Source organism: Pseudomonas sp. NPDC087358 (assembly GCF_044900785.1).
Classification (GTDB): Bacteria; Pseudomonadota; Gammaproteobacteria; order Pseudomonadales; family Pseudomonadaceae; genus Aquipseudomonas.
On the sequence record NZ_JBJDOA010000004.1, the window covers coordinates 376,111 to 402,305 of the forward strand.

At 58.4% G+C, this 26,195-nt stretch carries 25 protein-coding genes; 12 read left to right on the top strand and 13 right to left on the bottom strand.

Translation table 11 applies throughout. From position 1 onward, the window contains the following. Positions 1 to 9: 9 nt before the first annotated feature. The 5 genes from ACI2KS_RS11780 to ACI2KS_RS11800 form a co-directional block, all read right to left on the bottom strand. Positions 10 to 648, bottom strand: a complete 639-nt coding sequence (locus ACI2KS_RS11780; protein ID WP_404620265.1) for a glutathione S-transferase family protein — start codon at positions 646 to 648, stop codon at positions 10 to 12. Between the two features lie 266 nt (positions 649 to 914). Next, the gene (locus ACI2KS_RS11785) at positions 915 to 1,859 is read right to left on the bottom strand and encodes a DMT family transporter (RefSeq protein ID WP_404620266.1); all 945 of its coding nucleotides are present in this window, start codon (positions 1,857 to 1,859) and stop codon (positions 915 to 917) included. Positions 1,860 to 1,938: 79 nt separating this feature from the next. Continuing rightward, positions 1,939 to 2,667, bottom strand: coding sequence for an AraC family transcriptional regulator (locus ACI2KS_RS11790; RefSeq protein ID WP_404620267.1), 729 nt, complete (start codon positions 2,665 to 2,667; stop codon positions 1,939 to 1,941). Positions 2,668 to 2,857: 190 nt separating this feature from the next. Next, positions 2,858 to 3,748: an EamA family transporter gene (locus ACI2KS_RS11795; protein ID WP_404620269.1), complete on the bottom strand. Its 891-nt coding sequence runs from the start codon at positions 3,746 to 3,748 to the stop codon at positions 2,858 to 2,860. A 55-nt stretch (positions 3,749 to 3,803) separates the two neighbouring features. Next, positions 3,804 to 5,075 carry an MFS transporter gene (locus ACI2KS_RS11800; protein WP_404620271.1) on the bottom strand — a complete coding sequence of 424 codons (1,272 nt, stop codon included), beginning with the start codon at positions 5,073 to 5,075 and terminating at the stop codon, positions 3,804 to 3,806. A 134-nt stretch (positions 5,076 to 5,209) separates the two neighbouring features. Here ACI2KS_RS11800 and ACI2KS_RS11805 point away from each other — a divergent pair, with 134 nt between their 5' ends. Further along, a complete protein-coding gene (locus ACI2KS_RS11805; RefSeq protein WP_404620273.1) occupies positions 5,210 to 5,668 on the top strand; it encodes a winged helix-turn-helix transcriptional regulator in 459 nt (152 codons plus the stop codon). A 525-nt stretch (positions 5,669 to 6,193) separates the two neighbouring features. Here ACI2KS_RS11805 and ACI2KS_RS11810 read toward each other — a convergent pair. Genes ACI2KS_RS11810 through ACI2KS_RS11830 form a run of 5 tightly spaced genes read right to left on the bottom strand, consistent with a single transcriptional unit; the run spans position 6,194 to position 12,616 of the window. Next, positions 6,194 to 6,475 carry a LysR family transcriptional regulator gene (locus ACI2KS_RS11810; RefSeq protein ID WP_404620275.1) on the bottom strand — a complete coding sequence of 94 codons (282 nt, stop codon included), beginning with the start codon at positions 6,473 to 6,475 and terminating at the stop codon, positions 6,194 to 6,196. Next, a complete protein-coding gene (locus ACI2KS_RS11815; protein WP_404620277.1) occupies positions 6,472 to 6,852 on the bottom strand; it encodes an antibiotic biosynthesis monooxygenase family protein in 381 nt (126 codons plus the stop codon). The genes ACI2KS_RS11810 and ACI2KS_RS11815 overlap by 4 nt, the downstream gene beginning before the upstream one ends. A 58-nt stretch (positions 6,853 to 6,910) precedes the next feature. Further along, positions 6,911 to 8,341: an efflux transporter outer membrane subunit gene (locus tag ACI2KS_RS11820; RefSeq protein ID WP_404620279.1), complete on the bottom strand. Its 1,431-nt coding sequence runs from the start codon at positions 8,339 to 8,341 to the stop codon at positions 6,911 to 6,913. Then, entirely contained in the window at positions 8,338 to 11,472 is a 3,135-nt protein-coding gene (locus ACI2KS_RS11825; RefSeq protein ID WP_404620281.1) for an efflux RND transporter permease subunit, read from the bottom strand. The genes ACI2KS_RS11820 and ACI2KS_RS11825 overlap by 4 nt, the downstream gene beginning before the upstream one ends. Before the next feature lie 13 nt (positions 11,473 to 11,485). Continuing rightward, complete coding sequence (locus ACI2KS_RS11830) at positions 11,486 to 12,616, bottom strand: efflux RND transporter periplasmic adaptor subunit (protein ID WP_404620283.1); 1,131 nt, start codon at positions 12,614 to 12,616, stop codon at positions 11,486 to 11,488. 267 nt (positions 12,617 to 12,883) lie between these two features. Here ACI2KS_RS11830 and ACI2KS_RS11835 point away from each other — a divergent pair, with 267 nt between their 5' ends. Next, on the top strand, positions 12,884 to 13,519 hold the full coding sequence (locus ACI2KS_RS11835; RefSeq protein WP_404620285.1) for a TetR/AcrR family transcriptional regulator: 636 nt from the start codon (positions 12,884 to 12,886) through the stop codon (positions 13,517 to 13,519). Between the two features lie 75 nt (positions 13,520 to 13,594). Here ACI2KS_RS11835 and ACI2KS_RS11840 read toward each other — a convergent pair whose 3' ends face one another. After that, positions 13,595 to 14,008 (bottom strand): hypothetical protein, encoded by a 414-nt coding sequence (locus ACI2KS_RS11840; protein ID WP_404620287.1) that lies wholly within the window; start codon positions 14,006 to 14,008, stop codon positions 13,595 to 13,597. 108 nt (positions 14,009 to 14,116) lie between these two features. Next, entirely contained in the window at positions 14,117 to 14,764 is a 648-nt protein-coding gene (locus ACI2KS_RS11845; RefSeq protein ID WP_404620289.1) for a TetR/AcrR family transcriptional regulator, read from the bottom strand. An 88-nt stretch (positions 14,765 to 14,852) separates the two neighbouring features. Between ACI2KS_RS11845 and ACI2KS_RS11850 the strand changes: the two genes are divergently transcribed. The 10 genes from ACI2KS_RS11850 (at position 14,853) to guaB (ending at position 25,371) form a co-directional block, all read left to right on the top strand. After that, positions 14,853 to 15,275, top strand: coding sequence for a carboxymuconolactone decarboxylase family protein (locus tag ACI2KS_RS11850; RefSeq protein ID WP_404620291.1), 423 nt, complete (start codon positions 14,853 to 14,855; stop codon positions 15,273 to 15,275). Positions 15,276 to 15,334: 59 nt separating this feature from the next. Beyond that, the gene (locus tag ACI2KS_RS11855) at positions 15,335 to 16,495 is read left to right on the top strand and encodes an MFS transporter (RefSeq protein ID WP_404620293.1); all 1,161 of its coding nucleotides are present in this window, start codon (positions 15,335 to 15,337) and stop codon (positions 16,493 to 16,495) included. Positions 16,496 to 16,530: 35 nt separating this feature from the next. Further along, a complete protein-coding gene (locus ACI2KS_RS11860; protein WP_404620295.1) occupies positions 16,531 to 17,262 on the top strand; it encodes a 3-oxoacyl-ACP reductase family protein in 732 nt (243 codons plus the stop codon). Between the two features lie 10 nt (positions 17,263 to 17,272). Beyond that, on the top strand, positions 17,273 to 18,313 hold the full coding sequence (locus tag ACI2KS_RS11865) for an aldo/keto reductase (protein ID WP_404620297.1): 1,041 nt from the start codon (positions 17,273 to 17,275) through the stop codon (positions 18,311 to 18,313). A 210-nt stretch (positions 18,314 to 18,523) separates the two neighbouring features. Then, positions 18,524 to 19,195, top strand: a complete 672-nt coding sequence (locus tag ACI2KS_RS11870; protein ID WP_404620714.1) for a FadR/GntR family transcriptional regulator — start codon at positions 18,524 to 18,526, stop codon at positions 19,193 to 19,195. Between the two features lie 2 nt (positions 19,196 to 19,197). Next, entirely contained in the window at positions 19,198 to 20,367 is a 1,170-nt protein-coding gene (locus ACI2KS_RS11875; protein ID WP_404620299.1) for a siderophore-interacting protein, read from the top strand. Positions 20,368 to 20,401: 34 nt separating this feature from the next. Further along, complete coding sequence (locus ACI2KS_RS11880) at positions 20,402 to 22,606, top strand: TonB-dependent siderophore receptor (RefSeq protein WP_404620301.1); 2,205 nt, start codon at positions 20,402 to 20,404, stop codon at positions 22,604 to 22,606. A gap of 7 nt (positions 22,607 to 22,613) precedes the next feature. Then, entirely contained in the window at positions 22,614 to 23,306 is a 693-nt protein-coding gene (locus ACI2KS_RS11885) for a hypothetical protein (RefSeq protein ID WP_404620303.1), read from the top strand. Between the two features lie 87 nt (positions 23,307 to 23,393). Next, on the top strand, positions 23,394 to 23,858 hold the full coding sequence (locus ACI2KS_RS11890) for a hypothetical protein (protein ID WP_404620305.1): 465 nt from the start codon (positions 23,394 to 23,396) through the stop codon (positions 23,856 to 23,858). 55 nt (positions 23,859 to 23,913) lie between these two features. After that, positions 23,914 to 25,371, top strand: a complete 1,458-nt coding sequence (gene guaB / locus ACI2KS_RS11895; RefSeq protein WP_404620307.1) for an IMP dehydrogenase — start codon at positions 23,914 to 23,916, stop codon at positions 25,369 to 25,371. 25 nt (positions 25,372 to 25,396) lie between these two features. Here the strand turns inward: guaB and ACI2KS_RS11900 are convergent, their stop codons facing one another. Next, the gene (locus ACI2KS_RS11900; RefSeq protein ID WP_404620308.1) at positions 25,397 to 26,104 is read right to left on the bottom strand and encodes a FadR/GntR family transcriptional regulator; all 708 of its coding nucleotides are present in this window, start codon (positions 26,102 to 26,104) and stop codon (positions 25,397 to 25,399) included. Positions 26,105 to 26,195 lie beyond the last annotated feature (91 nt).

Sequence of the window (26,195 nt, forward strand, 5' to 3'; positions counted from 1 at the left end):
CCGGTGGTATCAGGATTGAGGGATCAGGGCGTTGCTTCGTGCGATGGCACGAATCACGGCAGGGCGGTTGCTTACGGCGGTGTACCAACGCTCCACATTTGGGCTGACGGAGAAATCGACGCCGGCAAATTCACGGCGCCACATCCAACCGAAATGCGCGATATCGGCAATTGAAAATTGCTCGCCCGCCACAAACTCGTTGTGTGCCAGTAGCCCTTCAAGCACTGCAAGCGTGCGCTTGGCTTCACCTTGAAAGCGGGCGATGGCGACGGGGTTTGGTTCGCTGGCCAGCTTCAGGAAAAACCCGGACTGGCCAAAAGAAGGGCTGATGGCGGAGGCATGGAAGAACAGCTGCTCGAACACCCTGGCGCGCTGCAATCCTTCCTCGGGCAGGAGCTGTTTATAGCGCTCCGCCAGGTAGACAAGGATGGCAGCGGACTCGGTGAGAACCATGGGCTGGCCACCGTAGCCTGCGGTATCGACGAGCACCGGAACCTTGGCATTTGCGTTAAGGCTGACGAACGCTTCGACCTTTTGCTCGCCCTGGCGAATATTCACTGGTTCGAGCTGATATTCGAGCCCCAGCTCCTCAAGCGCTATGAGCACCTTGACACTGTTGGGAGTGGCGAACGCGTGAACTATTAACATGACTCGAACCCTTTTCAGAAAAGCCGTCTCGGCTGGCGACGTTCCTTTTAGGAGCATTGTGTCGGCAGCAATGTAGGAGGCGAGTCTGGACCGGAAGACGGATATGCAGCAGTCCGGTAGTGGTGATATGAGTCATTCCGGCCGGGAATATCCGTAGACGGGATTTATAGTCGCAAGGGCGGTATTGCGCGTGCCACGGGATCAGTGAAGGGCAGCTTCTGGCCGAAAGTTGCCGGTGGAGCCCGCGGCCATAGCCAGTGTATGAGCTAGGCAGCTTGAGCGCGCAGTGGACTACGATGGCAATTCAGACACCAGACAACCCCCGTTACCAAGAGTGCGATGGCCGCCGCTTCATAGGTGTCAGGTAGCCGCTGCTCCCACAGAAAACCAAAAACCAGAGCTGCCAGCGTCTCGATTACCAGCACTTGCCCGCTGAGCGCCAGCGGCAGAAGTCGGCTCGCTTGATTCCAACACGCGCCACCCACGACCGAGGAAAGAAGGGCAACTCCACCTGCCACCAGGAAGAAGTGCAGCCATTCGCCGCTGCCATGGTTATCTGCCTGAAAAGCCAGGACAGGCACTGCCAAAAGCAGCGACTGAGCGCCCGTCATGACGCCAGTCAGCAGAGCCCAGTCATGGGAAGAAATGCTGGCGACCTGAACCAGCCGCCGGGCGTTGCTTACGGCGAACCAACTCCACGTCACCAAAGCACCTGTGGCGCATAGAATCCCGCCGATGTTTGTCGATGTGTCAGGCGTGTGGTCATCGATCAGTGCGTGCCAACTGATAAGTACGACTCCAGCCACTGCGCAGCACATCGAGGGAAGCAGCTTGGGCAAGGAGACCGCATTTGCGTCATGCCGACCTGCCACAGCGATCAACACCGGGATGAGCCCGACGATCAGAGACGTCGTCGCAATGCCCACTAGCTGCACGCCGGTGCCCACCAGCGCGTAGTACACGAGATTACCGATCAGGCTGAGCCAGAAGAGTGACTTCCCGTCGGCCCAGCTAAGACGTGCGCAAACCCGCCGCCAGCGGGGCATAAGCAGAGCCGCCGAAATCGCGCCGTAGCATAGAAATCTGAGCACCGCGAATTGCAGGCCGCTCAAGCCCTGGGTGAGCTGCGGTCCAAGAAAAATCACTCCCCAGCACAGCCCCGCGCAAACCCCGTAAACAATGCCCTTCAACAGTGACCGATCAGCAAACATTTCATCCGCGCTCCGAAGCCTGAAGCGTGAAGTCTGACGCGCGGTACTTTGGGAGTATTGTCGGTAACTGTGGCATTTTTTACCCAGACTGTTTTTGCGTCCTACGATAGGCAGCCGGGGTGGTGGCGCTTACACGTTGCATGGTTCGGGTCAGCGATGCCTGATCGGAAAAGCCTGCCCGCAAGGCGATCTCGGCAATCGGCAGGGAAGTACCACGCAACCATCTTTGAGCTTCCTGGATGCGTAATTCCGTCAACCAGGCTTGAGGACTCATCGCGAACACCTGCCTGAATCGCTGATGTAACTGGCTCATGCTCATGTTCCCGGCCTGGGCCATGATTTCGTTGCTCCAGTTCGCCCCAGGATTCGCCCGCAGGCGGGCGATCAATTGCTCCATAGGGGATGGAGAACTGAAAGTGTCAGAGCCCAGTGAAGAAAGAAGCAGAGAGCCTAACTGTTGAGCACCGAAGGCCAGTTGCTCATTCCCGATTAGCTCGGCGAACTCAATCAGCCGCCGCGTTGCAGGGGAAATAGGCACGAACGTTTTCTGAGCCAGGCGCCCCATCTGGAGCGTCGCCAGCAATGTCGGCGCGCAGTCCAGCACCAAAAAACGGCTGTCTGCCTGGCTGAGCTGGGAGTGCACCGAACCCGGCGTCACAAGCGCTGCCAATGACTGATCGATGCACCCGCCGCGACCGTCCACGTCAATTTCCATTAGGCCACGAACCGGCAGGACCAATTGGGCATGGTCATGGCAGTGATGAGGGTTTTCACGCTCATAGCTGCGGATTTCAAGGTTCAGAAGCATGGGTGGACCATTCGGTGGCAGTGTGGCGATGGGGGGATGGGTTCCACACAAGGCCAAGGGTAAGGGGTGGATTCTATCATCTGGGGGTAGGCTGTTGACTGCGCGAAGAGGTTCCCTCGACCGCTATCGACCCAATGCAGTCACCTGACCTTACAAGACTGGACAAGCACCGTGCGCCATGCCATCAGCATTACGGCTGCACAGCCCGCGGGAAGATTGCATTCAGAATACGTTGCCCATACAACCCCACCCCCAGTCCCGACACGATGAGAGCGACCGCGACGATTTTGTTGAGTGATACGTCCTCATTGAAAATCAGGGCTGAGCCGAGCAATCCGAAAACGGGCACCAATAACGACAAGGGTGCGACTGTCGATACCGGGTACCGTTTCATTAGCGAGTTCCACACCCAGTAGCCGAACAGGGTGTTGGGGTATACCTGAAACAGGATCGACAGCACGGCCCTGTAGTCCAACTGATTCCACAATGCGTGGTACCCGGTTGAGCCGTTCAACGCAAAATCGAGCGTGAAAAGCGGGATGGGCGAGAACGCACTGGACCACACCAGGAAGGCAAACACCTGGGTGGTCCTGGCTTTCTTGTTGATGACGTTGGCCGCACTCCAGGCCAACGCGCCCAGCAACACCAGCATCAATCCGATCGTTGTGACTGTCCCGTCGACAATGGAGATGATGCTGAACAATCCACACAAAGCGATTCCCATTCCGGCGATCTGATAGCGGGAAAGCGCTTCCTTGAATATCCAGGACCCCAGCAGGATGGTGAAAAACGCGCTGAACTGAAGCACCAGCGAGGCGATGCCTGGCGACAGACCGGACGCGATGCCCAGATTGACCACACCCCACAGTCCAATGCCGAAGACCAGCCCATAACCGACGATGTAGCGCCACTGCACATCAGGTTTGGGAATGAACAAAATCGCGGGAAGGGCGCAGAGTGTGAAGCGAATACCCGCCAGAATGAAGGGATCGACCGTTGCGAGTCCCAGTTTGATGACCGAGAAATTCAGGCCCCATAGGGCGGTGATCGAGATGGCGAGCAACAAGTGACGAATTTTCAACGCGATCTTCCTTATAGGGCGGTGATCGAGATGGCGAGCAACAAGTGACGAATTTTCAACGCGATCTTCCTTGATGGTTGTGAGAGACGCGAACTGTAAAAAACCAGAGAACCAAGGCCGTAGCGCTGATCGAAGCACCCAGCAGACTGACGGCCAACCATCCCCAGCGCGCATAGGCCTGAGTCGCTGCCACAGCGCCCAGCGCGCTACCTATTGAGTAGAAGCACATATAAACGCCGACCATGCGACTTTGGGCTTCAGGGCGAGCGGCGAAAATCATGCTCTGGCTGGTGACATGGACGGCTTGCACGGCGAAGTCGAGCAGGATCACGCCACAGACAAGCGTGACCAGGGACGTCTGCGCAAAACTGATCGGCAACCATGAAAGTGTCAGCACGCTCAACGTCAGGCCGGTGACTCGCTGCCCCAGCCCTTGATCGGCCCAGCGGCCGGCGCTCTTGGCAGCCAGGGCGCCGGCGAATCCTGCCAGCCCGAACATGCCGATGGCGGTGTGGGAAAGCGACAGTGGCGGCGCACTCAACGGCAGAACCATCGCCGTCCACAAGACCGAAAACGCGGCAAAAATCAGCAAGGCCAGCATGCCACGGACCTGCAACACAGGTTCGCTGATCAGCAGCTTGAATAGCGACCGGATGAGAACGAAATACGAGTCCCGGGACGGTGACGGCGCAGTGGGAGGAACGATTTTCCACAGCACGGCGGCGAGGACCAGCATCAGCCCTGAGGACAGAAAATAAACGGCACGCCAGCCTGCCAGATCGGCGATCAGCCCGGACGTGAAGCGTGCCAGAAGAATCCCCAGCACAATGCCGCTGGTGACCGTGCCGATGGTCTGTCCGCGTTGTGAGGGCGTTGCATGCGAAGCGGCAAAGGCCACCACCACCTGGACGACTACTGCCGTCAAACCGACAACGATCATGGCGCCAAGCAGAACCAGCCACGCCTGAGCAGCGCCGACTGCCGCGAGTGCAATGGCGGATAGCAGTAGCTGACTCAGGATCATCCGTTTGCGGTTGACGATATCGCCGAGCGGGACAATGAGTAGCAAACCCAGTGCGTAACCTGCCTGAGTGGCCGTGACCACGACGCCAATCATTCCCGACGCCACGCCCAAGCTCTCAGCCATTGAGTCAAGCAAGGGCTGGGCGAAGTACACGTTGGCTACCGCCAGTGCACAGGTGACAGAGAGCAGCAGGGTGAGCGAAGACGAAAGGCCCCCGTCGCCCGCTTGACTGATGCCAGGAGGTGTCTGCGTTGCACCAGATCTGTACAAGCGGCCAGTCGGTGATTCGGTCTCAACTGTCATAACGACTTCCATGTGAGTAAACTAGTTTCAATTAGCAACCGAAATCAATCCTCGCACGGAGTAGTTTCAAATTGCAACCAGATTCGCTCGGTTATCGATCCGATCTGGCTGACCGACACTCAGAAGGTACAAAAATGGCCGAGAACGATTCGCCACAAAACAACGAATGCCCTGTTGCAAGAACGCTGGAAGCCATTGGTGACCGCTGGTCGCTGCTAATCATCCGCGAAGCATTTGACGATATTCGCCGCTTCAGCGAATTTCAGAAGAGCTTGGGGGTTGCCAAGAATATGTTGGCGTCGCGGCTGAAAACGCTGGTCGAGGTCGGCGTGCTCGACATCGTTCCGGCGTCGGATGGCAGCGCTTACAAGGAATATGTGCTCACGGAAAAGGGCCGAGAGATCTTTCCGATTGTGGTCAGCATGAGGCAGTGGGGAGAGCGCCATCTGTTCGAGCCGCACGAGACGCGCTCAGTGCTGCTGGACAATGCAACCGGCCAACCTTTGATGCCCATCGCCGTTCTTTCCTCAAGCGGTCAACCACTTGGGCCGTCTGAGTGTCATCGAGTGAGGATATTGGCGCAGAAGTCTTGAATGGGGAGGGCGCCTGCCCGCAGTGGGTGAATCTGTGATGCGAGCCTTTGCGGCCGTCGGAAAAAACGAAAGTCCGCTTCTGGCCGATTGCTGCCTCACAATCTCGATTTGTGCGCATGTGCAAATCAAAACTTTCCGGGCAAGCGGAGGCTTCGCCTGAAACCGCTTAACCTGCGAATTGCATCAAGTATTCGATCAAGAGTCGAGTCCGAACCGCAGCGATCTTGAAAGTTTTGAGAGAATCGAAATTTGGCCTCAGACTTCGGAAAATTCCCAGCAGGCCGAAAACGCTCGATTTAAAACCTTAGTCGGTAAAAGATCCTCTGCCTGAAACATCACGGTATTGGCTACCAGACTACAACCGCCAAACCACTTGGGATCGTCTGAATTCCCGACTCCGCTCGTAGCTGCCATACAATTCTTGCTCTCTCTACGTTTAAGATCCTTCGTAGTGTCGCAGCAAAGAACGGCCCCGACGACATGGCCGGGATAGCAACGCGCCCATACCTGAAGCCGCTCCTGCCATCAGCCCTTTGAGCAGAGAATTGCTTCGATGGTGCTCAGGGCCGGCATTAACTGCGCGACGATTTGCTCCGCCCTTTCAGTGGGGCTGACTCCTCTGCCGCAGCGAGTGAATAAAGGGTCTTCGAATTGCTGGCGTAGTCGCACCAGTGATCCGCTCACCGCCGGTTGCCCCACGCGCAAAAGCTTTGCGGCACGTGAAACGCTGCGTTCGCGGTAGAGCAGCATGAAGACCACGGTCAGATTCATATCGAAGTTGGCAAAGTGCCGTTCGTTGATGTTCATGAAGCCTCCTGCCGGCTGAAGGACAGTAGTTTGCTGGCGTGTTTGTTGAAAAAACTGTTGAACTCGATCCGCCGCACACCCCGGCTTGCGAGCAGGTCAATGAAGGGCTTCAGGGCAGGGTCCGTGAAATGTCGCTCCATGGCCGTCAGCGTCGTCCAGTGGCTGGAAACGACCCAGAGATCCGGGGCAATAGTGCAGCGTGCTACCAGATAGCCGAGGCAGTCGGGCAGCGTGCCGATTTCAGTGACGATGCTTTCCAGCCGAAGACCCAAGTCACAGGCGTGCTCGGGTGCAGCTTGAATGTGTATTGTGCTAATCGCTTCTATGAACATCGGACGAGTCCCATTATTCAGCGTGTCTGGATGGATCCCTTGCATGATGCTGATGCCTCGACCTGTGGGCGGTCATCCATGACCGGCCGGGCAGGCTCTGGTTTCAGCGTGCGGAAACGGTCTGAGTCTTGTCCTGCCAGCCACCGCCAAGCGCTTTGTAAAGCTGCACCTGACTGTCGAGTTGCTGCAGGCGGTCGGTGAGCAGTTGCTGGCGTGAGGAGAACAAATGCCGCTGGGCATCGAGCAGCGTCAGATAGTTGTCGACGCCCTCGTCGTAACGCTGCTTGGCCATGTCGTAGTACTCCTGGCTGGATCGCACCAGATCGCGCTGGGCCTGGAGCTGGCCGTCATAGGTCCCCAGCGCAGCGAGTCCGTCAGCAACCTCACGGAACGCGGTCTGGATACTCTTTTCATATTTGACGACGCCGATATCTTTCTGGATCTCGGAATAATCCAGGTTCGCCCGCAGACGTCCGCCATTGAAGATCGGGATGTTGATCTGTGGCGAAAAACTCCAGTTTCCAGATCCGCCTTTGAACAGGCCATCGAGTTGTGCGCTCGTGGTTCCTGCGCTCGTCGTCAGGCTGATACTCGGGAAGAACGCGGCCCTGGCTGCACCGATGTTGGCATTGGCCGCCAACAACTCATGCTCGGCTGCACGAATGTCGGGACGTTGCTGGAGCAGGTCAGCCGGCAGCCCGGAAGGGATGTCCGCAAGGATGTCGGTTCCCAGTGTCGATTCGGCACTGATCACCGACGGGATTTGCGTACCGAGCAGAAGTTGCAAGGCGTTCGAGTCCTGATCCACCTGGCGGGAGTACAAGAACATCTGCGTCCGAGCGCCATCGACGAGGGTGCGTGCCTGACGGACATCAAGTGCTGACGCCGTGCCTGCCTGATGGGTCGCCTCAATCAGCGAAAGACTGTTGCTGTAACTGTCCAGTGTTGCCTGCGTCACATTGAGCAGCGCCTGATCCGTACGCCAGGTCATGTAGGCGCTGGCGACGTCGGCGATCAAGCTGATCTGGACGCTGCGCTGTGCATCCTCTGTTGCCAGATAGTTTTCCAGCGCGCCGCGTTCCAGGCTGCGGACGCGTCCGAAGACGTCCAGTTCGTAGGAGGTGATCCCGACGTTCAGGCCATACTGGCTTTCGATGCCCGATTTACCAGTGGTGGCAAGATCAGAAGGCACCCGTTGCCGACTGCTGCCCGCGCTGACGTCGATGGAGGGAAAGAGCTCCGAACGCTGGATTCGATACTGCGCACGGTAGGCCTGCACATTCAGAGCCGCCTGACGTAAATCACGGTTGTTCGCCAGCGCCGTTTCGATCAATTGGCCCATGGCCGGATCGCGAAAGAACTGACGCCAGGCCGGGACTGCCACCGTCGGATTGGCCGAAGCGCTTTTGTAGGCCGGCCCTAGTGGCCATTGATTCTGAATGGGCGAAGCGGGCCGCGCGTAGTCAGGGATCAGACTGCAACCCTGGAGGCCAAAGCCTACGACCAGCGCCAGCGTAACTTGATTGAGTTTCATGCCTGTTCTCCTGTGGCTGCTTCGTCTTTGCTCTTTTTGGTGAACAGCTTCATCACGAAGACGTAGAAGAGCGGCACGAAGAAGATCGCCAGGAAGGTAGCTGCCAGGGTGCCGCCGACCACGCCGGTGCCGATCGAGTGCTGGCTCCCGCTGCCGGGGCCGGTGGCGCGGGCCAGAGGCAATACGCCCATGACGAACGCGATCGACGTCATGATGATGGGCCGCAGACGCAACCGTGCGGCTTCGGTCGCAGCCTGGATCAAGGTGCGCCCCTGATGCTCGTAGAGGTCTTTGGCGAACTCGATGATCAGAATCGCGTTCTTCGCCGCGAGCCCCATGGTGGTCAGCATCCCCACCTGGAAGAACACGTCGTTGGAAAGCCCGCGCATCAGCGTCGCCGCTACAGCGCCCAGCACACCCAACGGGACAACGAGCATCACCGACACCGGAACCGTCCAGCTTTCATACAAGGCGGCAAGGCACAAGAACACGATGATCAGTGAGAGCGCGTACAACGCTGGCGCTTGCGAGCCTGCTTGTCGCTCTTCATAAGACAGTCCGGTGTACGCCATGCCGATGCCCGGCGGGAGTTGCGCGGCTATGCGCTCAACCGCTTGCATCGCATCGCCGGTGCTGTGGCCCGGAGCCGGCTGGCCGAGGATCTCCACCGAAGGAATGCCGTTGTAGCGTTCGAGCTTGGGCGAGCCGTAGATCCATTTTCCTGTGGCGAATGCGGAGAACGGCACCATGCTGCCTTTGGCGTTGCGCACGTACCATTTGCCGAAGTCTTCAGGGGACAGGCGTGAGTCCTGGTTACCCTGAACGTAGACCTTTTTCACCCGGTCCCGGTCGATGAAGTCGTTCACGTACGCCGAGCCCCATGCCACGGACATGGTCTGATTGATATCGGCGATAGACACCTGAAGTGCACGGGCCTTTTCGTTGTCGATAATGACCTGGTACTGGGCTTCATCATTCAGCCCGTTGGGCCGTGTCATGGCAAGAACAGGGTCTTGTGCGGCAAGTTCGAGAAACTGGTTGCGCGCTGCCATGAGCGCGGTATGTCCAACCCCCGCGTTGTCCTGCAGGAACATGTCAAAACCGGTGGCGTTACCCATTTCCAGAATGGCCGGGGGGACGACCGCGATGACGTTACCTTCCTTGATGCTGGCAAAGCGTGCCTGGGCGCGTTTTGCCACAGCGAACACGGAACGCTCAGGGTCTTTACGCTCTTCGTAAGGCCGCATGTTGACGAACACCAGACCAGAGCTTTGGCCACGACCGGCAAAGTTGAAACCGTTGATGGTGAACGAAGACGCAACGCTGTCATGTTCATCCTTGGCCAGGTAATCGCGGACCTGGGTCAGCACTTCCTCGTTGCGCTCGGAGCTTGCGTTTTCAGGCATTTGGACCTGCACGATAAATACGCCCTGATCCTCATCGGGCAGGAACGAACTCGGCACGCGAGTGAACAGGAAAACCACAGCGCCGATCATCAGCAGATACGCCAGCATGAACAGGCCACGCCGACCCAGCATCGCGGTAACCCCGGTTTGATAGCGCTGGGTGTTGCGCTCGAAGGTGCGGTTGAACCAACCGAAGAAACCTTTCTTTTCGCCAGCGCCTTCCTTATGGGGTTTGAGCAAGGTAGCGCAGAGGGCAGGGGTGAAGACCAGCGCGATCAGGACCGAGAAGCCCATGGCCGAAATAATCGTGACTGCGAACTGCCGATAGATGATGCCCGCAGATCCACCGAAGAACGCCATCGGCAAGAACACCGCCGAGATCACCAGACCGATGCCTACCAGCGCACCGGATATCTGGTCCATCGATTTGCGCGTCGCCTCCTTGGGTGACAAATGCTCCTCGGCCATCAGGCGTTCGACGTTCTCCACCACCACGATGGCATCGTCCACCAGCAAGCCGATGGCAAGCACCATGGCAAACATGGTCATGACGTTGATGGTGAACCCACAGGCAAACAGCACGCCAAAAGTGGCGAGCAACACCACCGGCACCGCGAGGGCGGGAATGAGCGTGGCACGGATGTTTTGCAGAAACAGGTACATCACCAGGAAGACCAGGACAATGGCCTCGATCAGCGTGTGCACCACCGACTCAATGGATGCTGCCACCACAGGCGAGGTGTCGTACGGGTAGATGACCTCGACGCCTTTGGGCAGGTATGGCTTCAGGCGTTCAACCGTTGCCCGAACGCGGTCCACGGTGTCCAGCAGGTTTTCACCCGTCGCCAGACGCAATGCGATACCGGCAGATGGAGCACCGTTGTACTTGTTGAAAATGGAGTAATTCTCACTGCCCAGGCCGACCTCGGCGACATCCTGGAGCCGGACCTGCGAGCCGTCTGGATTGACCTTGACCAGAATCTGTTTGAATTCCTCAGCGGTACGCATCCGCACTTTGCCGATCACTGTCGCGCTGAGCTGCACGCCTTTTTTCGCAGGCAGACCGCCAATGAGGCCAGATGAAACCTGCACGTTCTCTGAGCTGACCGCGTCGATAATGTCCTGGGGCACCAACTGGTAGCTGTTCAACTTGGCCGGATCCAGCCAGATACGCATCGAGTTCTGCGCACCCAACAGCAGGAAGTCGCCAACACCTTTTGTACGCGAGATGGGGTCCTGCAGATTCGAGACGATCAGGTTGCCCAGATCAAAGCCGTTCAAGTGTCCGTCGGTGGAGACAAGGCCCACGATCAACATGAAGTTGACCTGGTACTTCACGACACGGATGCCTTGGCGTTGGACTTCTTCGGGCAGCGACGGCGTGGCCAGTTGCAGTTTGTTCTGCACCTGCACCTGGGCGATATCAGGATTGGTGCCCTGATCGAAGGTCACGATGATCTGCATGCTGCCGTCGGTATTGCCGTTGGAGGTGATATAGCGAAGCCCCTCCATCCCGTTGAGCTGCTGCTCGATCACTTGCACCACGGTGTCCTGCACGGTTTGCGCGGACGCGCCGGGATAGGTGACGCTGATTTGTACGGCTGGAGGTGCGATGTTCGGGTATTGGTTGATGGGCAGCGAGCGGATGGCCAACGCGCCGCCGAGCATGATCCCCAGGGCTATCACCCAGGCGAAGATCGGTCGATCAATGAAGAAGCGGGACATTTCTGAAAAATCCTTAGTTGGCGGCGGCGCTGAAGGTTTGAACGAGAGGCGTGTTGGCCTCGACCGGTTTTACCTTGCTGCCACTGCGCAGCCGTTGAATGCCTCGGGTGACCACTTTTTCTCCAGCCTCGATGCCGTCGCTGACCAGCCATGTATTACCGACCGTGCGCTCCGTTTTCAGCTCACGCAGCTCAACGCTGTCATCCGCTTTGACGACCCATGCGTTGGCGATGCCGCGGCTGTCGAAAATCACCGCCGCCTGCGGCACCAGTTTGGCGGCCTGCTGGACGCCTTCTTTCAGTTGGGCGTGGACAAACATGCCCGGCAGCAACTTGCGATCCGGATTCGGGAATTCAGCACGCAACGTCACTGAGCCCGTGCCCTGGTCGACGCTCACTTCGGAGAACTTCAGGGTGCCTGGCATCGCGTAAGCGCTGCCGTCATCCAGCGTGAGGGTGACTTGAGCCTGATCCTTTCCGGCCATCTGCAGGCTTCCGGATTCAAGTGCGCGGCGCAGTGCGAGGATTCGGGTGATGGGCTGCGTCACGTCCACGTAAATCGGGTCGAGCTGATTGACGGTCGCCAACTCCTGAGCCTGGCCGTCTGTGACCAATGCACCTTCGGTGACTGCCGAGCGACCGATACGGCCGGTAATGGGGGACAGCACTTTGGTGTACTGCACATCGATGCTCGCAACCTGGGCCACCGCTTGCGCCTGCTTCCAGGCAGCCAGCGCGTCATCGTATTGCTGACGACTCACAGCGTTGGTTTTAAGCAGGCGGTCGTAGCGCTCTGCCAGATTTTGCGCACTGGTCAGGTTCGCTTCAGCGCGACCGAGCTCAGCTTTGTACGTCGCGGGATCGATCTGATAGAGCTGCTGACCCTTTTTTACTTCGGTGCCTTCGCTGAACATCCGCTGTTGCACGATGCCGCTGACTTGTGGGCGAACCTCCGCGACCCGGTAGGCCGAGGTGCGGCCGGGCAGGTCGGTGGTGAGGGTCAACTGCTCGGATTTGATGGTGTAGACGCCGACGTCGGTAACCGGATTCTGCGCAACGGGTTGATCGTTCTTATGGCAGGCGGCAAGCAGCAAGGCGGTCAGCGGAAGGAAGTGCAGCGCACGTGTAGGCCAATGGCAATCCACTTGTATAGCTCCTGAAAAGGACATTCAAAACAGTGACTTGGAATCCGTTCGTGAACCGTGCGAATTCAGGTCGGCAGGTCAACGCCTTAGGCATTGGCCAATCGGAGGTGGTGCGGAAAAGTGGATTGATCCTAACATCCCATGTTTAACTCGTCGATGAGAAAAGTTCTTAATTGGGCTGTAGAAGGGTGTGGCCTGATGCCGCAGCCGCTTGATCTCAGCGCCGCCAGACGTGCTATCCAGCGCAAATCCAACGACAGTAATTAATTGAAATGGCTGGGAAAACCGCAGCAGAAAGCACAAGTCACCCGCGAAAATCTGGTGGCTGCGGGGCTACAGATATTTGCGGAGTACGGCTATTCGGGCGCGACGCTGGAACAGGTTCCCCAGCGGGCAGGGGTGAGCCGTGGAGCGATCTCTTGGCATTTCAAAAGTAAGAATGACCTGTTAGAGGAAGTGCTAAATGGCTGTGTACTTGCGCTGGAAAACTTTCTTCAGGGCGGTGCAGGTTTTGAGGAGGGGATGGAGCAATTACGTTCAGCGATGGGCGCAACATTTGGCAATCAGAGCTGCCGGCAACTGTGTGAAATCATGGTGCAGAAGAGTGAGCGAATTGACGAGAACTGCCTGATATCCCTCCGCTTGCACCGGGTGCAGAAGCATTTTTACGAACAGCTCAATACGCTGTTGGGTTACGCCGTAATCGAGGGGGATCTTGGGTCGGAATTTGACGTACCCGCCGCAAGTCAGTTGCTTCAGGTCTGTTTTACCGGGCTGATATTCGAGTGCTTGCGCCAGCCGTCGCAGGTTTCTCGCCACTTGGCGTCGACACTGAACGTTCTGTGCATGATGGTCCGAAATCCGCCCTATGGATGGGCTCGTCCCGCGCCCTCGAAATGTTGAATCGCGCTGTAAAGACAGTAATTGCCCATCAAAGGCGAGTCGAGAGCGCGGCATCAACCGCGACTCGCAGCGAGGTTATTTGGTCGATTGGCGCAGTTGAATCCTGGCATCCCCAATAAGCCTGTCCGTTGCCTGGGCAGCAGCTTCAAACGACTCCATTGCGGTATACAGGACCTCGAAACCCCGCGAGCGCTTGGCCATGTCTTCTGCATTCGCAGCGCGTTCAGGCGCAGATGCGACTATCGCGATCATTGCAGCGCAGCGACCCGGCAAAAGCTGACGGTGGTTCTTGAACCAGATGCCGCGAGTGCGAAAGTCTTGCGCCGTTTCATTCAACGCATCAGGTTCAAATGCCACAACGAACATGCGGTTGCTTTCCAGCAGGGCGTCCATCTCCAGGCCCCACTGTTCGGCATAGCCTGGGGGACAATGATCGGAGCGCAGGGCAACAAAAGGAAAGGAAGAAACATCGTGCAGATAGAAATCCATGTTATCTCCCGGAGGCAATGCCCCCCCGTAAGTCGGCAGTGAGTCGATCCTAACATCCCATCTTTGTGGCTGTCGATGAGATATATTCTCACTTGACGAATGGATGGCTCAGCGTAGATAAAAACGCAGAAAGATCGCCACTGCCTGATCCACTACTTTGTCGGTGTGCTCTACGCTCAGTTCGCGTGGATCGCCCATGATCCGTACCCACAGCACGGTTTCATCGATCATCCCGAGAAACTGCTGTGAAGCCAGTTCCGGATCGTCGATGGACAATTTTCCCCTGCGACCCAGTTCGGCGATGTAATTGCGAACGGCGCTCACCGCCGGGGTTTTACCCACTTCGAAAAAGCGTCGGGTCAGCTCCGGGAAACGAGGACCTTCCGCAATCACCATTCGCAGAAATGCCACTGCCAGCGGCGGTGCCCAAAATGCAGCAACGCCCCGGCCGATAAGGCGTAGCCCGGCTTCGGGGTCTGCCAGTGCTTCTTCGTCGCTGGCGATATCCATCACCGGAAACGCCCGCCACATTCGCTCGGCCACGGCGCCAAACAGTGCTTCCTTACCATCGGGAAAACGGTTGTACAACGTTTGCCTGGCAACGCCCGCCGCCTTCGCGATGAGGTCCATGCTGGTGCCTTCAAAACCATGCTGAATGAACACTCGCCCTGCGGCGGCCAGGGTGGCGTCTTGTTTGGATGTGCTGTGCTCGGAGGAAAGGATCTCGTCGAACAGCGAAGGAGAAACGGTGGACATAGGCGGCAGAAATCTCTGGAAGAACGCTCTTGACTGGATTGGACTGTACAGTCTAGTTTTTTAAAACAATCAATCAGAGGTTTTACTCATGTCCACTTCCAATGGCAACCCATCGACTTTGCAAGCGCTGTACGAGCAAGGCGCCGAGACGTTCGATTCATCCCTGAGCATGACCGCAGAGCAATTCGTGGCGAACGTTGAAAACCTGGCCCCAGGCTTTGGACGCCTGATCGTCGAGATGGAATTCGGCGCGATTTATAACCGCCCCGGCTTGGACATCATGACGCGGGAACTGGTGATCATCGCTTCCTGCGCCGCACTCGGCGCCACTGGCCTGGGCGCGGTCAAAATGCACATTCCTGCGGCATTACGCCATGGCGCCACCCGCGGACAAATCGTCGAATCGCTGGTGCAAGTCTCCATGGCGGCTGGCATGCCGACTGCGTTGGGCGCGCTTCATGCGGCCAGCGAAGTATTCGCCGAACTCGATGCCAAAGCGTCCGCCAACTGAGTCTTGCCTCCATGCCAGCATCCATCGCGCTGAAAGACAGTCGCCCCGGCACCTTGGCCATGCTGGCATTTGCCTGCGGGGTGATGGTTGCCAATATTTATCTGTGCCAGCCGCTGCTGGCAGAAATCGCGCGTGCTTTTGGTGTCTGCGCAGAACGGGCAGCGCTGGTGGCTGTAGCGACGCAAGTGGGTTACACGCTTGGCATTCTGCTGGTGGTGCCGCTTGCCGATTGTAGCGATCCGGTGAAACTGATTCGCCGGATGATGCTGTTGACTATAGTCGGGCTGATTGCGGCTGCAGCAGCGCCTGGTCTGGCAGTGCTGCTGGTCGCCAGCGTATCGATTGCAGCCACCTGCGTCGTGGCGCAGATTCTGATACCGATGGCCACCACGCTTGCTGCGCCTGAGTATCGCGGGCGCATCGTCAGCAAGCTCAGCACGGGCCTTATTCTCGGCATTCTGCTGTCGCGCACGTTCTCAGGTCTGGCGGCAGAATACCTCGGCTCATGGCGTGCGCCTTTCTTGCTGGAAGCGGTGCTGGTGAGCGTACTGTTCTTCGTCCTCCCCAAATTCCTGCCCAAACGTCCGGCGTCTGCAGGCGTGGGTTACTGGAAGCTGCTCAAGTCCCTTGGTCCGTTGCTCAAGCATCGAGAGCTTCGCCTCTCAATGGCGCTGAGCTTCTGCTGCTTTGCCGGGTTCTCCGCGCTGTGGGCGACGCTGGCGTTCCATCTTGCCAGTTCGGCGTTCGAACTCGGTCCTGCCGCAGCTGGGCTATTTGGCTTGTGGGGCGCACCCGGCGCATTACTCGCGCCGATGGCGGGACGTCTGGCCGATCGTTGGGGGCCGGCGCGGGTCAACGCTTTCGCGCTGGTTTCGATGGCTGGCTGTTTTGTACTAGCTGCTACCTACGGACAAGCCTCGATTGCAGCCCTGGTGATAGCGGTCAATCTTCTTGATTTCGGCATGCAAAGCGGGCAGGTCGCCAACCAGGCGCGCATCTTCGGATTGGGCGCCGAAATACGCGGTCGTTTGAACACGCTGTACATGGTGGTGACGTTTGCGGGTGGCGCGATCGGCGCCATGACAGGCGGTTGGGTGTGGTCTATCGCTGGCTGGATTGGCGTTTGTTTCCTTGGCGTCGGGCTGGTCCTCGTTGCTGCGCTCACGTTGGTCTGCACCACCGTGTTCAGCTCGGTCGCGTCAGAAACGCCAGCGCTCTGATTGCTGGCTGGATATTAAATTGATGGAGTTCACAGATGGACAGCCTCGGAAACAAAGTCGCGCTCGTCACCGGCGCCTCACGCGGAATTGGTCGTGAAACTGCACTGAGCCTGGCGCGCGCGGGATGTGATGTCGCGGTCAATTGCGTCAAATCCATTGATGAGGCCAATCAGGTGGTCGCCGAGATCGCAGCCCTCGGACGCCGGGCGTGCGTGGTGCAGGCCGATGTCACCCAAGGCGATCAAGTCACGTACATGGTCGCCCAGGTGCAGGAAAAACTGGGCGCGATCAATATCCTCGTGAACAACGCCGGGATGACGCGTATTCAACCCCTGGATCAGATTTCCGAGGCCGATTGGAATCAGGTGATGACCGCCAACCTGACCTCGACGTTTCTGGTCAGCCAGGCCGTATTGCCGGCCATGCGCCATGCCAAGTGGGGAAGGCTGATCATGCTGTCTTCGGTGGCGGCACAGCTGGGGGGCGTTATCGGCCCTCATTACGCGGCAAGCAAGGCCGGGATGATCGGTCTGGTGCACAGCTACGCGCACATGCTGGCAAAAGAAGGCATCACGGCCAATGCAATTGCACCTGCGTTGATCGAGACCGACATGATCCGTGGCAACCCCAACATTCGTCCTGACCTGCTGCCGGTCGGGCGTTTCGGTCAAGCCGACGAGGTGGCAGAAACCGTCGTGTTGCTGGCCCGTAACGCTTACATCACAGGGCAAACCCTGAACGTCAATGGCGGCTGGTACATGAGCTGAGGAGTAATACATGAAGCACAGAGCATTGGGTAATAGCGACTTCAAGGTGCCGGTCCTGGCACTCGGTACGGCAACCTTCGGTGGGGGCAACGAGTTCTTCAAAAATTGGGGGCAGACCGACGCCAAAGAAGCCACTGAACTGGTCTGCGTCGCACTGGACGCGGGCTGCACCTTATTCGATACCGCCGATGCCTATTCCAGCGGTCTGTCCGAGGAAATTCTCGGGCGAGCCATCGCCGGGCGCCGTGACCAGTTGCTGCTGGCCACCAAGACCGGTCTGCGGATGGGGCCGGGAAGCGGCGACATCGGCACTTCGGGCGAGCGGATCATTCGTGCCTGCGAAGCCAGCTTGCGCCGGCTGGGTACCGATCATATCGATCTGTATCAACTGCACGCCTTCGATGCGCAGACGCCGGTCGAGGAGATGCTTTGGGCTCTGGAGCAGCTCGTCTCGGACGGCAAGATCGGCCATTACGGCGTGTCGAACTTTTCCGGCTGGCACCTGATGAAAATGCTGGGTCTGGCCGACCTTCATGGACTCCCAAGGCCCGTGTCTCACCAGGTGTATTACTCGCTGGTTGATCGCGAAATGGAGTGGGAGTTGATGCCGCTAGCGCTGGATCAGCAGATCAGCAGCTTGATCTGGAGCCCGCTGGCCGGGGCGAAGCTGACCGGTAAACTGGGACGCCACAAACCTGCGCCACAAGGTAGCCGTGCCGCCACGGATGCGAGCATGACCACTGACAGTGAGCGACTGTTTGCGATAACCGACGAGCTGGAAATTCTTTCGAAAGAGACCGGGCACTCCATCGCCCAGCTTTCATTGGCTTGGTTATTGGTGCGTCCTACCGTGGGCAGCATCGTAGTCGGTGCGCGTAACGCCGAGCAATTGCGCGACAACCTGGCTGCCAGTGCCATTCGTCTTGAGGAGAATCAAATTGCCCGGCTGGATGCGGTGAGTGCGCGCCGCCCGATCTATCCGTATTGGCATCAGTGGGCAGTGTACAGCGAACGAAATCCAGCACCCGTTACGGTTTCGCTGGGTTACTGAGACTGAATGTCGCTGTTACCTGCGTGCCAGACTACGTAAAAAATCCGATCACTGTTTACGAATAAATCTCATTGTTGAATAAAACATAGGATGTTAGGATCATCCGCATCAACACTCCGATGCTCGGTAATGAACATGCAAGCGACATTTCCTGTTCCGGTGATAAGCCGCCACTGGATCGCATCGACAATTGATGCGATCCGCGGCCTGATGGTCGACAAAACCTTACGCGCCGGCGATCGCCTGCCAGCCGAGGCCGAACTGGTCGAGCAGATCGGTGGCAGCCACCACACCGTGCGTCAAGCGGTGAAAACCCTCCTGAATTGGCAGTTTCTGGAATTTCGCCCCGGTGAAGGGTTGTATGTCACCGAAGGTCGTCAATCGATCGATGCACTGCGTCAGCACAATCGGCCAGGCATCCGCGATCATCTGGAAATGCATTACGTGCTTGAAGTCGAAGCGGCACGTCTCGCTGCGCGCCGGCGCACGCTCGATGATGTTCGCCGTCTGCGCGAGCGCCTGGCGCTAAGGGGTGAATACAGCGCAGCGGATGATCTGGATGATTTCATCGCCCGTGATCGCGAACTGCACATGGCGATTGCCATTGCTTCTCACAACCTTGCGCTGCAATCGATGTATCGGTCGTTCAGCGTGTCGATCCGCAGCCATGTGCTCGCGATCTTTGCCGACGGACAACTGCGCGATCCCGATCTCGACGCGCACGTTGCGGTCGTCGAATCGATCATTTACGGCGATGAAAATGCGGCTGTCGCAGCAGTCAAGGCGATGTTGCTACCAACCATTGAACAGCTCAATCAGCTGTTGGGCAGCGAAAGCTGCAACGTTTCCGTGGCTGATCGCCTCGGCCTATTGTGGGTGTAGTCATGAGCAGAATGATCTTTTCCATCAACCAGTGCTCGCCAGTCGAACTGCGCTTGCTCAAAGCGCTCAGGGCGCTCAACTGGGAAGGCAGCTGGCCGGCCCAGGCCGGATTTTTTCTCGAAGAAATGGGCTTGAGTTCCTCCCAGGCATTTGTCTTCGCCGATCTGGTAACCGCGATCATCGAAGCTGACCCTGGCTTCTATCTGCTGGGTCCGACTTCGCCGTTCGTGTCCCGCGATGAGCTCAATTTGCTCGCAGCACTGGGCAACGCCTCGCGCAAGTCCAGTAACCGCCTTGGGCAGGTAACACGCAGCAGGGTGCCGGTGGTCAAGAGCTTGATCGACTCCTGCGGCACGGCGTTGCGCGCAGGGCAAATCAGTATGAAAACTCGAGCGTCCCTTCACAACGGACGAACGTTGCCCAGCGTTGCCTCTCAGGTGTTGCCGTTTCAGGACGACAGGACCCTGCGCAACGTAACGGTGGTTTCGGTGCATAAACCAACACCCCGGGTTCGACGCATCGTCCTTGGCGGGCATTCACTGAAAACTTTCGTGACAGATCTTGCGGCGCAATGGGTGAAGATTTTCCTGCCCGGTGGCACTACGCAGCCAGTGGGCCGTGCATTCACCATTTATTCATTCGACGCGATCAATAGTCAGCTGACCTTCGACATCGCCCTGCACGACGGTGGCCCGATGTCGGACTGGGCGCTGACTGCCAAGCCTGGAGACGGCTTGCAACTGGCAGGACCGCGAGGTGGTTTCAAAGGGGTCACGCCTCGTTCCTGGTTGTTGATGGCGGCTGATGAAACAGGTCTACCCGCTGTAGCTGCGATTGTTCGTCTATTACCCGCCGATCTCGAAGTGCATGTGTTCGCTGAAGTGGCAGATGAGTCTGAGCGCCAGTTCCTGGATACCCAGCCCAATGTGCGGGTGCGCTGGATCTACCGCAACGGTACATCCTCCCAAGAGCCCGAAACCCTCAGCGAAGTCTTGCGCTACAGCCCCTTGCCTGCGACTGGCGGTGACGCCTGGATCGCTGCGGAGGCATCAGCGATTCGCAGTATCCGGACCCAGCTTTTGCGTGATCGTGGCTTCGAGCTGGGACGCGTGCAGGCGGCGGGCTATTGGAAACACGGCGAGCAAGATCACCGTGACCTCGCTGCCGGCTGACCAAACACTTCTTACACTCAACGGATAAAACGACATGGAAAACCGGTGGACCTTCATCGGCGGGGTTTCGTTCGCGCTGGTTTTAAGTCTCGGCGTCCGTTCCGTACTGGCGCAGGAGGCGGGCTCGACACAGGAAAAGCCCCCCGCGCCCGGCGCACTGGTGCTTGATGACCTGCAAATCGATGCAGCGCCGGTCAGCCCGACCAATGAGGTGGAAGGCGTCGTTGCGCGGCAATCTTCGGCGGGCACCAAGACCAACGCCAATATCGCCGAGGTCCCGCAATCGATCTCGGTAGTCGGTCGCACACAGATGGATCAACAGAAAGCCCAGACCGTCGCAGAAGCGCTCAAATATACGCCCGGCGTGTTCGCAGACAGCCGGGCCGATGGCTTGTTCGACGGGCTATTCATTCGTGGATTCGGTGGCTTTGGCGGGCTGGCCAACTTCTCCAAGCTGCTGGACGGTCTGGCGCTGCAATCGGGGCAATACCTGGCGACGCCAGCGGTCGATGCCTATTTGCTCGAGCGCATCGACGTGCTCAAGGGGCCGGCTTCGGTGCTGTACGGTCAGACCAGTCCTGGGGGCGTGGTCAACATGGTCAGCAAGCGCCCGACGGATACGCCGTTGCACGAGATTGAATTACAAGCTGGCAGCCGAGGGCGTGAGCAGGTCGCGACGGACCATTCCGGCCCCATAGACGACGAAGGCATCTGGAGTTATCGACTTACCGGCCTGACGAAGAGGGCGGACACACAGATCGACCACACGGAAGAACAGCGGGTGGCGATTGCGCCCAGCCTGACGTTCCGTCCCAATGACGATAGCTCGCTCACGGTGCTCGCGAGCTATCAGAAAGATCCTTCCAGTTACTACACCGGCTGGGTGCCTGCCCAGGGCTCGGTGCTAGGCAGCAGCACTGGAAAGATCTCTCGGCATTTCAATCCGGGCGAACCCTCGGTCGATGCCTACGACCGGGAGCAGACGCTGTTCGGTTATGAGTTCAGCCACCGTTTCAATGACACCTGGACGTTTCTCCAGAACGCCCGCTACATGGAGCTGAATTCCGAATACAAGGGCTTCATGGTCAATTACGTGAATCCTTACTCGGCGACCACGCCGAGTGAGTTCAATCGGTTGGCTGATCACAGCATCGAGAAACAGCAAAGCTTCAGCGTCGACAACCAGCTTGAAGCGGCCTTCGACGCCGGCCCCCTGAATCACAAGGTGCTGTTGGGGCTGGAATATGACCGTGCCAAATCCAGCATGCGTTTCGGCCGTTCTTATGACGAAACCGGGATCAATTACCTGAGCCCGGTTTATGCGCAATCAGTCGCGCTGCCTGCCTTGACCAGCGACACCGGGCAGAAGCCCGAGCAGACCGGCCTGTACCTGCAGGATCAGATCAAGTGGGACAATTGGACGTTTCTCGCCGGCTTGCGTCAGGACTGGGCCAAGACCCGCACTGAGGACAAGACGGCAGGCAGCACCAGCCATCAATCCGATCAGGCACTGACCGGGCGCGTCGGCGTGGTCTACGCCTTCGATAACGGCGTCTCGCCGTACGCCAGTTTTTCCAATTCCTTTGAGCCGGTGACCGGCACCGATGCGCAGAGTCAGGCGTTCAAGCCCACCAAGGGCGAGCAATACGAAGTCGGCATCAAGTATCAGCCCATTGACTGGGACAGTTTCATCACTTTGTCGGCGTTCCAGATCAGGCAAAAGAACGTGCGCACGACGGACCCGGACAACGCTTTCTATTACGTGCAGACCGGTGAGGTTCGCGTTCGTGGGGCAGAGCTGGAAGGGCACGCCAACCTCACGGAGCAGATCAGCCTGTTGGCCGGTTACTCCATTCTCGATCCGGAGGTGACCAAAGACACCACCAAAGCCAACGAGGGCAACCGCCCGGTATCGGTGCCCTTGAGTCAGGCTTCCGCGTGGCTGGATTATGCGTTCCGAGGTCAGTTGGACGGACTCAGTTCGGGTATCGGCCTCAGGCATATCGGCAAATCCTATGGAGACACTAGCAATGACTTGTCTGTGGATGCTTACACCCTGATCGACGCCGCTGTGCGTTATGACTTGAAAAAGGCATCGCCTGCATTGAAGGGCTGGTCGGTCGCCGTGAACGTCAACAACCTCAACGACAAACACTATGTAGCCTCCTGCTTTTCAGCAGGCGGCTGCTTCTATGGCGCCGAACGCACCACGCTCGCCAGCCTGAAATACGCCTGGTGAGAACGCCATGACCCTGCTGAATCAAACTGAAACCGCTGATCCGCTGCGCGAGCCGCAACTGGCATTCAAGTCATTCTGGGTGCTGTTTTCGGTGGGGCTGTTGTACGTCTCGTTTGGCGTGTGTTTCGGCCTTCTGGAATACGGCGTTCCCCCGATCCTCATGTCCCGTGGCGTCGATCTTGCGTCCATGGGTTGGGTTATCGCGCTGTATATCCCGTTTGGGCTGACCTTTCTCTGGGCGCCTCTGATCGACGCAAAACCATTGCCGTGGTTGAGCTATCGCATCGGCTGGATTGCCTTGTCCCAGTGTGTGAGTTCGGCGTTGTTAGTGATGATTGCGCTGGGTGACGGATATTCGGCACAGGTGCTGTTCGGCCTGGGGCTGGCCGTGTGCTTTGCCGTAGCGACCATGGACCTGGCGCTGGATGCATTGGCGGTAGACATCATCGGGCCGCAATACCGGGCAATGGCGGCCGGGCTGAAAGTCGCGGCGCTCGCGTTTGGCGGGCTGCTGGGTGGCGGCGTGCTGGTGGGCTCGTTCGATCGTCTGGGCTGGTCCGGGACATTCCTGCTGACCGCAGGGCTGCCGCTACTGACATTGCTGCCCGTGCTTGCGCTGACCCGAGCCGATCAACCTCGATCATTGACCCGAGTACGTCCAGGCATCCTCGTGACTTTCAGGCGTGCGGGCGCGTTGTGACAGATCATTCTGCTTTCGCTGACAACCACCGCGACCATTTCGCTGATCTATTTCCAGCGCCCGATTCTGGTGCAGATGGGCGTGCCATTGAATGAGATCGGCTGGGGGCTCGGCACTCTGGCTCCGATTGCCAACACCTTGGCGGCGTTGGCTATTGCCCCCGCGCTTTCGAGGGTCGCGCCCGTGAAGTCGCTGGTTTTGCTGGTGCTGCTTTCTGCCGTCGCGGCCGCAGGCACGGTGATCAGCATCGCGGACAAATCATCCATCGCGGTGATGCATTGGGCGTTGTTGCAGGGCATGGCGAGTAGCGCGCTGTCAGTGATCATTTATGCGCTGATCCTCAAGTGGTCCAGCAAAGCCCAGTCAGCCACCGATTATGCCGCGCTCTGCGGCAGCAGTCGTTTGCTCACCACCGTCACCCTGATGGCAGTTCCCGCTGCGCTCACTTATCTGAGCTGGACCGCGTTTTATGCGCTGTGCATGGCCGTGCTGATCACGCTGGCTTTTCTGATCCGCCACGACGTCGCATCTCTTGGCCAGATCAGGCCATGAGGCACCTTATTTCTCTCCAATTGCTGGCGTTCCTGACCGGCGCTGAGGTTTAACCATGAAGATCAAACAAGACGTACTGGCGTTCGACGATGTGCTGCTGGTGCCGGCTTATTCGGACATCCTGCCCAAGGACACCGACCTCACCAGTCGCCTGACCCGCAGGATCAATCTGAATGTTCCACTGACAGCCGCCGCCATGGACACCGTGACCGAGTCGCGGCTGGCCATCGCGCTGGCGCAGGAAGGCGGGATCGGTTTCATCCACAAGAACATGAGCATTACCCAGCAGGCCCTTGAGGTGGCGAAGGTCAAACGCTACGAGTCAGGTGTCGTCCGCGATCCACTGACTGTGATGGACAGCCAGGCAATTCGCAGCGTGATTGCGCTAGCGGCGGAATACTGGATTTCCGGTTTTCCGGTGGTCGATAGCGATCATCAACTGGTCGGTGTCGTCACCAACCGTGACCTGCGGTTTGCCACTGAAGTCGATAGCCCGGTGTCGTCCCTCATGACGCCCAGGGCCAGACTGGTGACGGTGACCGATGGCTCGAGCATCGCCACGGCGAAGGAGTTGATGCACCAGCATCGGCTGGAGCGGGTGCTGGTGGTGGACGACAGCTACCGGCTGACGGGTTTGATCACTGCCAAGGACATCCAGAAATCCACGGAGCATCCGATGGCCTGTCGCGATGCGTTGGGTCGTCTGCGGGTGGGGGCAGCAGTCGGCGTCGGGGCCGATACCGACGAGCGCATTGATGCATTGATCAAGGCGGGGGTCGACGTGGTAGTGGTCGATACTGCCCACGGTCACTCAAAAGGCGTGATTGACCGCGTTCGCTGGATCAAGGATCACTACCCCGACGCCCAGGTGATCGCTGGCAACATCGCAACGCCAGAAGCGGCTTTGGCGTTGGTGGAGGCGGGCGCCGATGCGGTGAAGGTCGGCATCGGTCCGGGATCGATCTGCACCACTCGTGTAGTCACCGGCGTGGGCGTGCTGCAAATCTCCGCCGTGGCGAACATCGCCGAAGCACTGCTCGAAACCGGCGTGCCGCTGATTGCCGACGGCGGCATTCGCTTCTCGGGCGATATCGCCAAAGCTCTGGCCGCTGGCGCGCATACCGTCATGCTTGGCGGGCTGTTTGCCGGGACGGAAGAGGCGCCGGGTGAGACAGAGCTGTTTCAGGGTCGCAGCTACAAAAGCTATCGCGGCATGGGATCGCTGGGCGCCATGCAACAAGGCTCCAGGGATCGCTATTTTCAGGACAGCACCAGCGCAGAAAAACTGGTGCCGGAGGGGATTGAAGGCCGCGTCCCGTACAAGGGTTCGCTGTCGGCCATCGTGCATCAGTTGCTGGGCGGATTGCGCTCGGCCATGGGTTACACCGGTTGCGCGACGATCCAGCAGCTGCATGAGAAAGCCGAATTCGTGCGCATCACCGGTGCAGGTTTGCAGGAGTCCCATGTGCACGATGTGCAGATCACCAAGCAGGCGCCGAATTACCTGGGTTGATCGATAAAGGTCTGGCTACAAAGGTCTAGTTGCGACCGAAAAGGTTGCGCTGGACCTGGATCAGATGCGCCTCGATCAAGTCGCGGGAGAGCTTTTCGTCGCGGTCACGCAGGGCGCTGACAATCGCGCGGTGTTGCTCTTCGTATTGGCTGCGGCGTTCGGGAGTCAGGGAGTTTTTCTTCAGCCGGCCCCATTCGCCTTCTTCACGAATTTGCGTGGTCAGCTCAAGAATCTTCAGGAAGAAGCTGTTATGCGTCGCCTCGGCAAAGGCCTGATGCAACGCGCCGTCCCAGTGTTCGAACCCTTCGATGGTCGTCGCGGCTTCCGAGCGGACGATGCACTCGTCCATTTTTTCGAAATCGGTGGCGGTGGCGTAACGCACGATCAGGTTAGGCATCTGCGTTTCAATCAGCAGACGCGCTTCCATCAATTCGGCAGGGCTGGTCTGAATCGTGGCTGCACGGGATTCAACCGGGGGAGCTACCAGGCGCACGTTATCGGCGACGAAGGTTCCGCTGCCAACCGTCTGCGTGATCAGGCCCATTTCCTTGAGGTTGGAGAGCACGCGCCTGACCGAACCGCGAGAGGCCTGGAATGACTCACTCAGTTCTCGTTCGGCAGGCAGCTTTTGCCCCGCCGCGAGTCGGCCACTTTCTATCTCTTCAACCAGATATTTGGCCAGGCTGCGGGCACCATCTGCACGGACGGACTTTTGAGCCACTGCTTCACTCACGCTGAAAACCTTCCTGCTTGTAGGGAGATGGGGTGTATGAGGGTGAACGATATACCAATTGGTCTAATGCTGCAAAAAAATGGTTGCAATG

Bases quoted from the DNA above. Each gene is read 5' to 3' on its own strand.
- ACI2KS_RS11780 (WP_404620265.1), bottom strand. From the start codon at position 648: ATGTTAATAGTTCACGCGTTCGCCACTCCCAACAGTGTCAAGGTGCTC.
- ACI2KS_RS11785 (WP_404620266.1), bottom strand. From the start codon at position 1,859: ATGTTTGCTGATCGGTCACTGTTGAAGGGCATTGTTTACGGGGTTTGC.
- ACI2KS_RS11790 (WP_404620267.1), bottom strand. From the start codon at position 2,667: ATGCTTCTGAACCTTGAAATCCGCAGCTATGAGCGTGAAAACCCTCAT.
- ACI2KS_RS11800 (WP_404620271.1), bottom strand. From the start codon at position 5,075: ATGACAGTTGAGACCGAATCACCGACTGGCCGCTTGTACAGATCTGGT.
- ACI2KS_RS11805 (WP_404620273.1), top strand. From the start codon at position 5,210: ATGGCCGAGAACGATTCGCCACAAAACAACGAATGCCCTGTTGCAAGA.
- ACI2KS_RS11810 (WP_404620275.1), bottom strand. From the start codon at position 6,475: ATGAACATCAACGAACGGCACTTTGCCAACTTCGATATGAATCTGACC.
- ACI2KS_RS11815 (WP_404620277.1), bottom strand. From the start codon at position 6,852: ATGCAAGGGATCCATCCAGACACGCTGAATAATGGGACTCGTCCGATG.
- ACI2KS_RS11820 (WP_404620279.1), bottom strand. From the start codon at position 8,341: ATGAAACTCAATCAAGTTACGCTGGCGCTGGTCGTAGGCTTTGGCCTC.
- ACI2KS_RS11825 (WP_404620281.1), bottom strand. From the start codon at position 11,472: ATGTCCCGCTTCTTCATTGATCGACCGATCTTCGCCTGGGTGATAGCC.
- ACI2KS_RS11840 (WP_404620287.1), bottom strand. From the start codon at position 14,008: ATGGATTTCTATCTGCACGATGTTTCTTCCTTTCCTTTTGTTGCCCTG.
- ACI2KS_RS11845 (WP_404620289.1), bottom strand. From the start codon at position 14,764: ATGTCCACCGTTTCTCCTTCGCTGTTCGACGAGATCCTTTCCTCCGAG.
- ACI2KS_RS11850 (WP_404620291.1), top strand. From the start codon at position 14,853: ATGTCCACTTCCAATGGCAACCCATCGACTTTGCAAGCGCTGTACGAG.
- ACI2KS_RS11855 (WP_404620293.1), top strand. From the start codon at position 15,335: ATGCTGGCATTTGCCTGCGGGGTGATGGTTGCCAATATTTATCTGTGC.
- ACI2KS_RS11860 (WP_404620295.1), top strand. From the start codon at position 16,531: ATGGACAGCCTCGGAAACAAAGTCGCGCTCGTCACCGGCGCCTCACGC.
- ACI2KS_RS11865 (WP_404620297.1), top strand. From the start codon at position 17,273: ATGAAGCACAGAGCATTGGGTAATAGCGACTTCAAGGTGCCGGTCCTG.
- ACI2KS_RS11870 (WP_404620714.1), top strand. From the start codon at position 18,524: ATGGTCGACAAAACCTTACGCGCCGGCGATCGCCTGCCAGCCGAGGCC.
- ACI2KS_RS11875 (WP_404620299.1), top strand. From the start codon at position 19,198: ATGAGCAGAATGATCTTTTCCATCAACCAGTGCTCGCCAGTCGAACTG.
- ACI2KS_RS11880 (WP_404620301.1), top strand. From the start codon at position 20,402: ATGGAAAACCGGTGGACCTTCATCGGCGGGGTTTCGTTCGCGCTGGTT.
- ACI2KS_RS11885 (WP_404620303.1), top strand. From the start codon at position 22,614: ATGACCCTGCTGAATCAAACTGAAACCGCTGATCCGCTGCGCGAGCCG.
- guaB (WP_404620307.1), top strand. From the start codon at position 23,914: ATGAAGATCAAACAAGACGTACTGGCGTTCGACGATGTGCTGCTGGTG.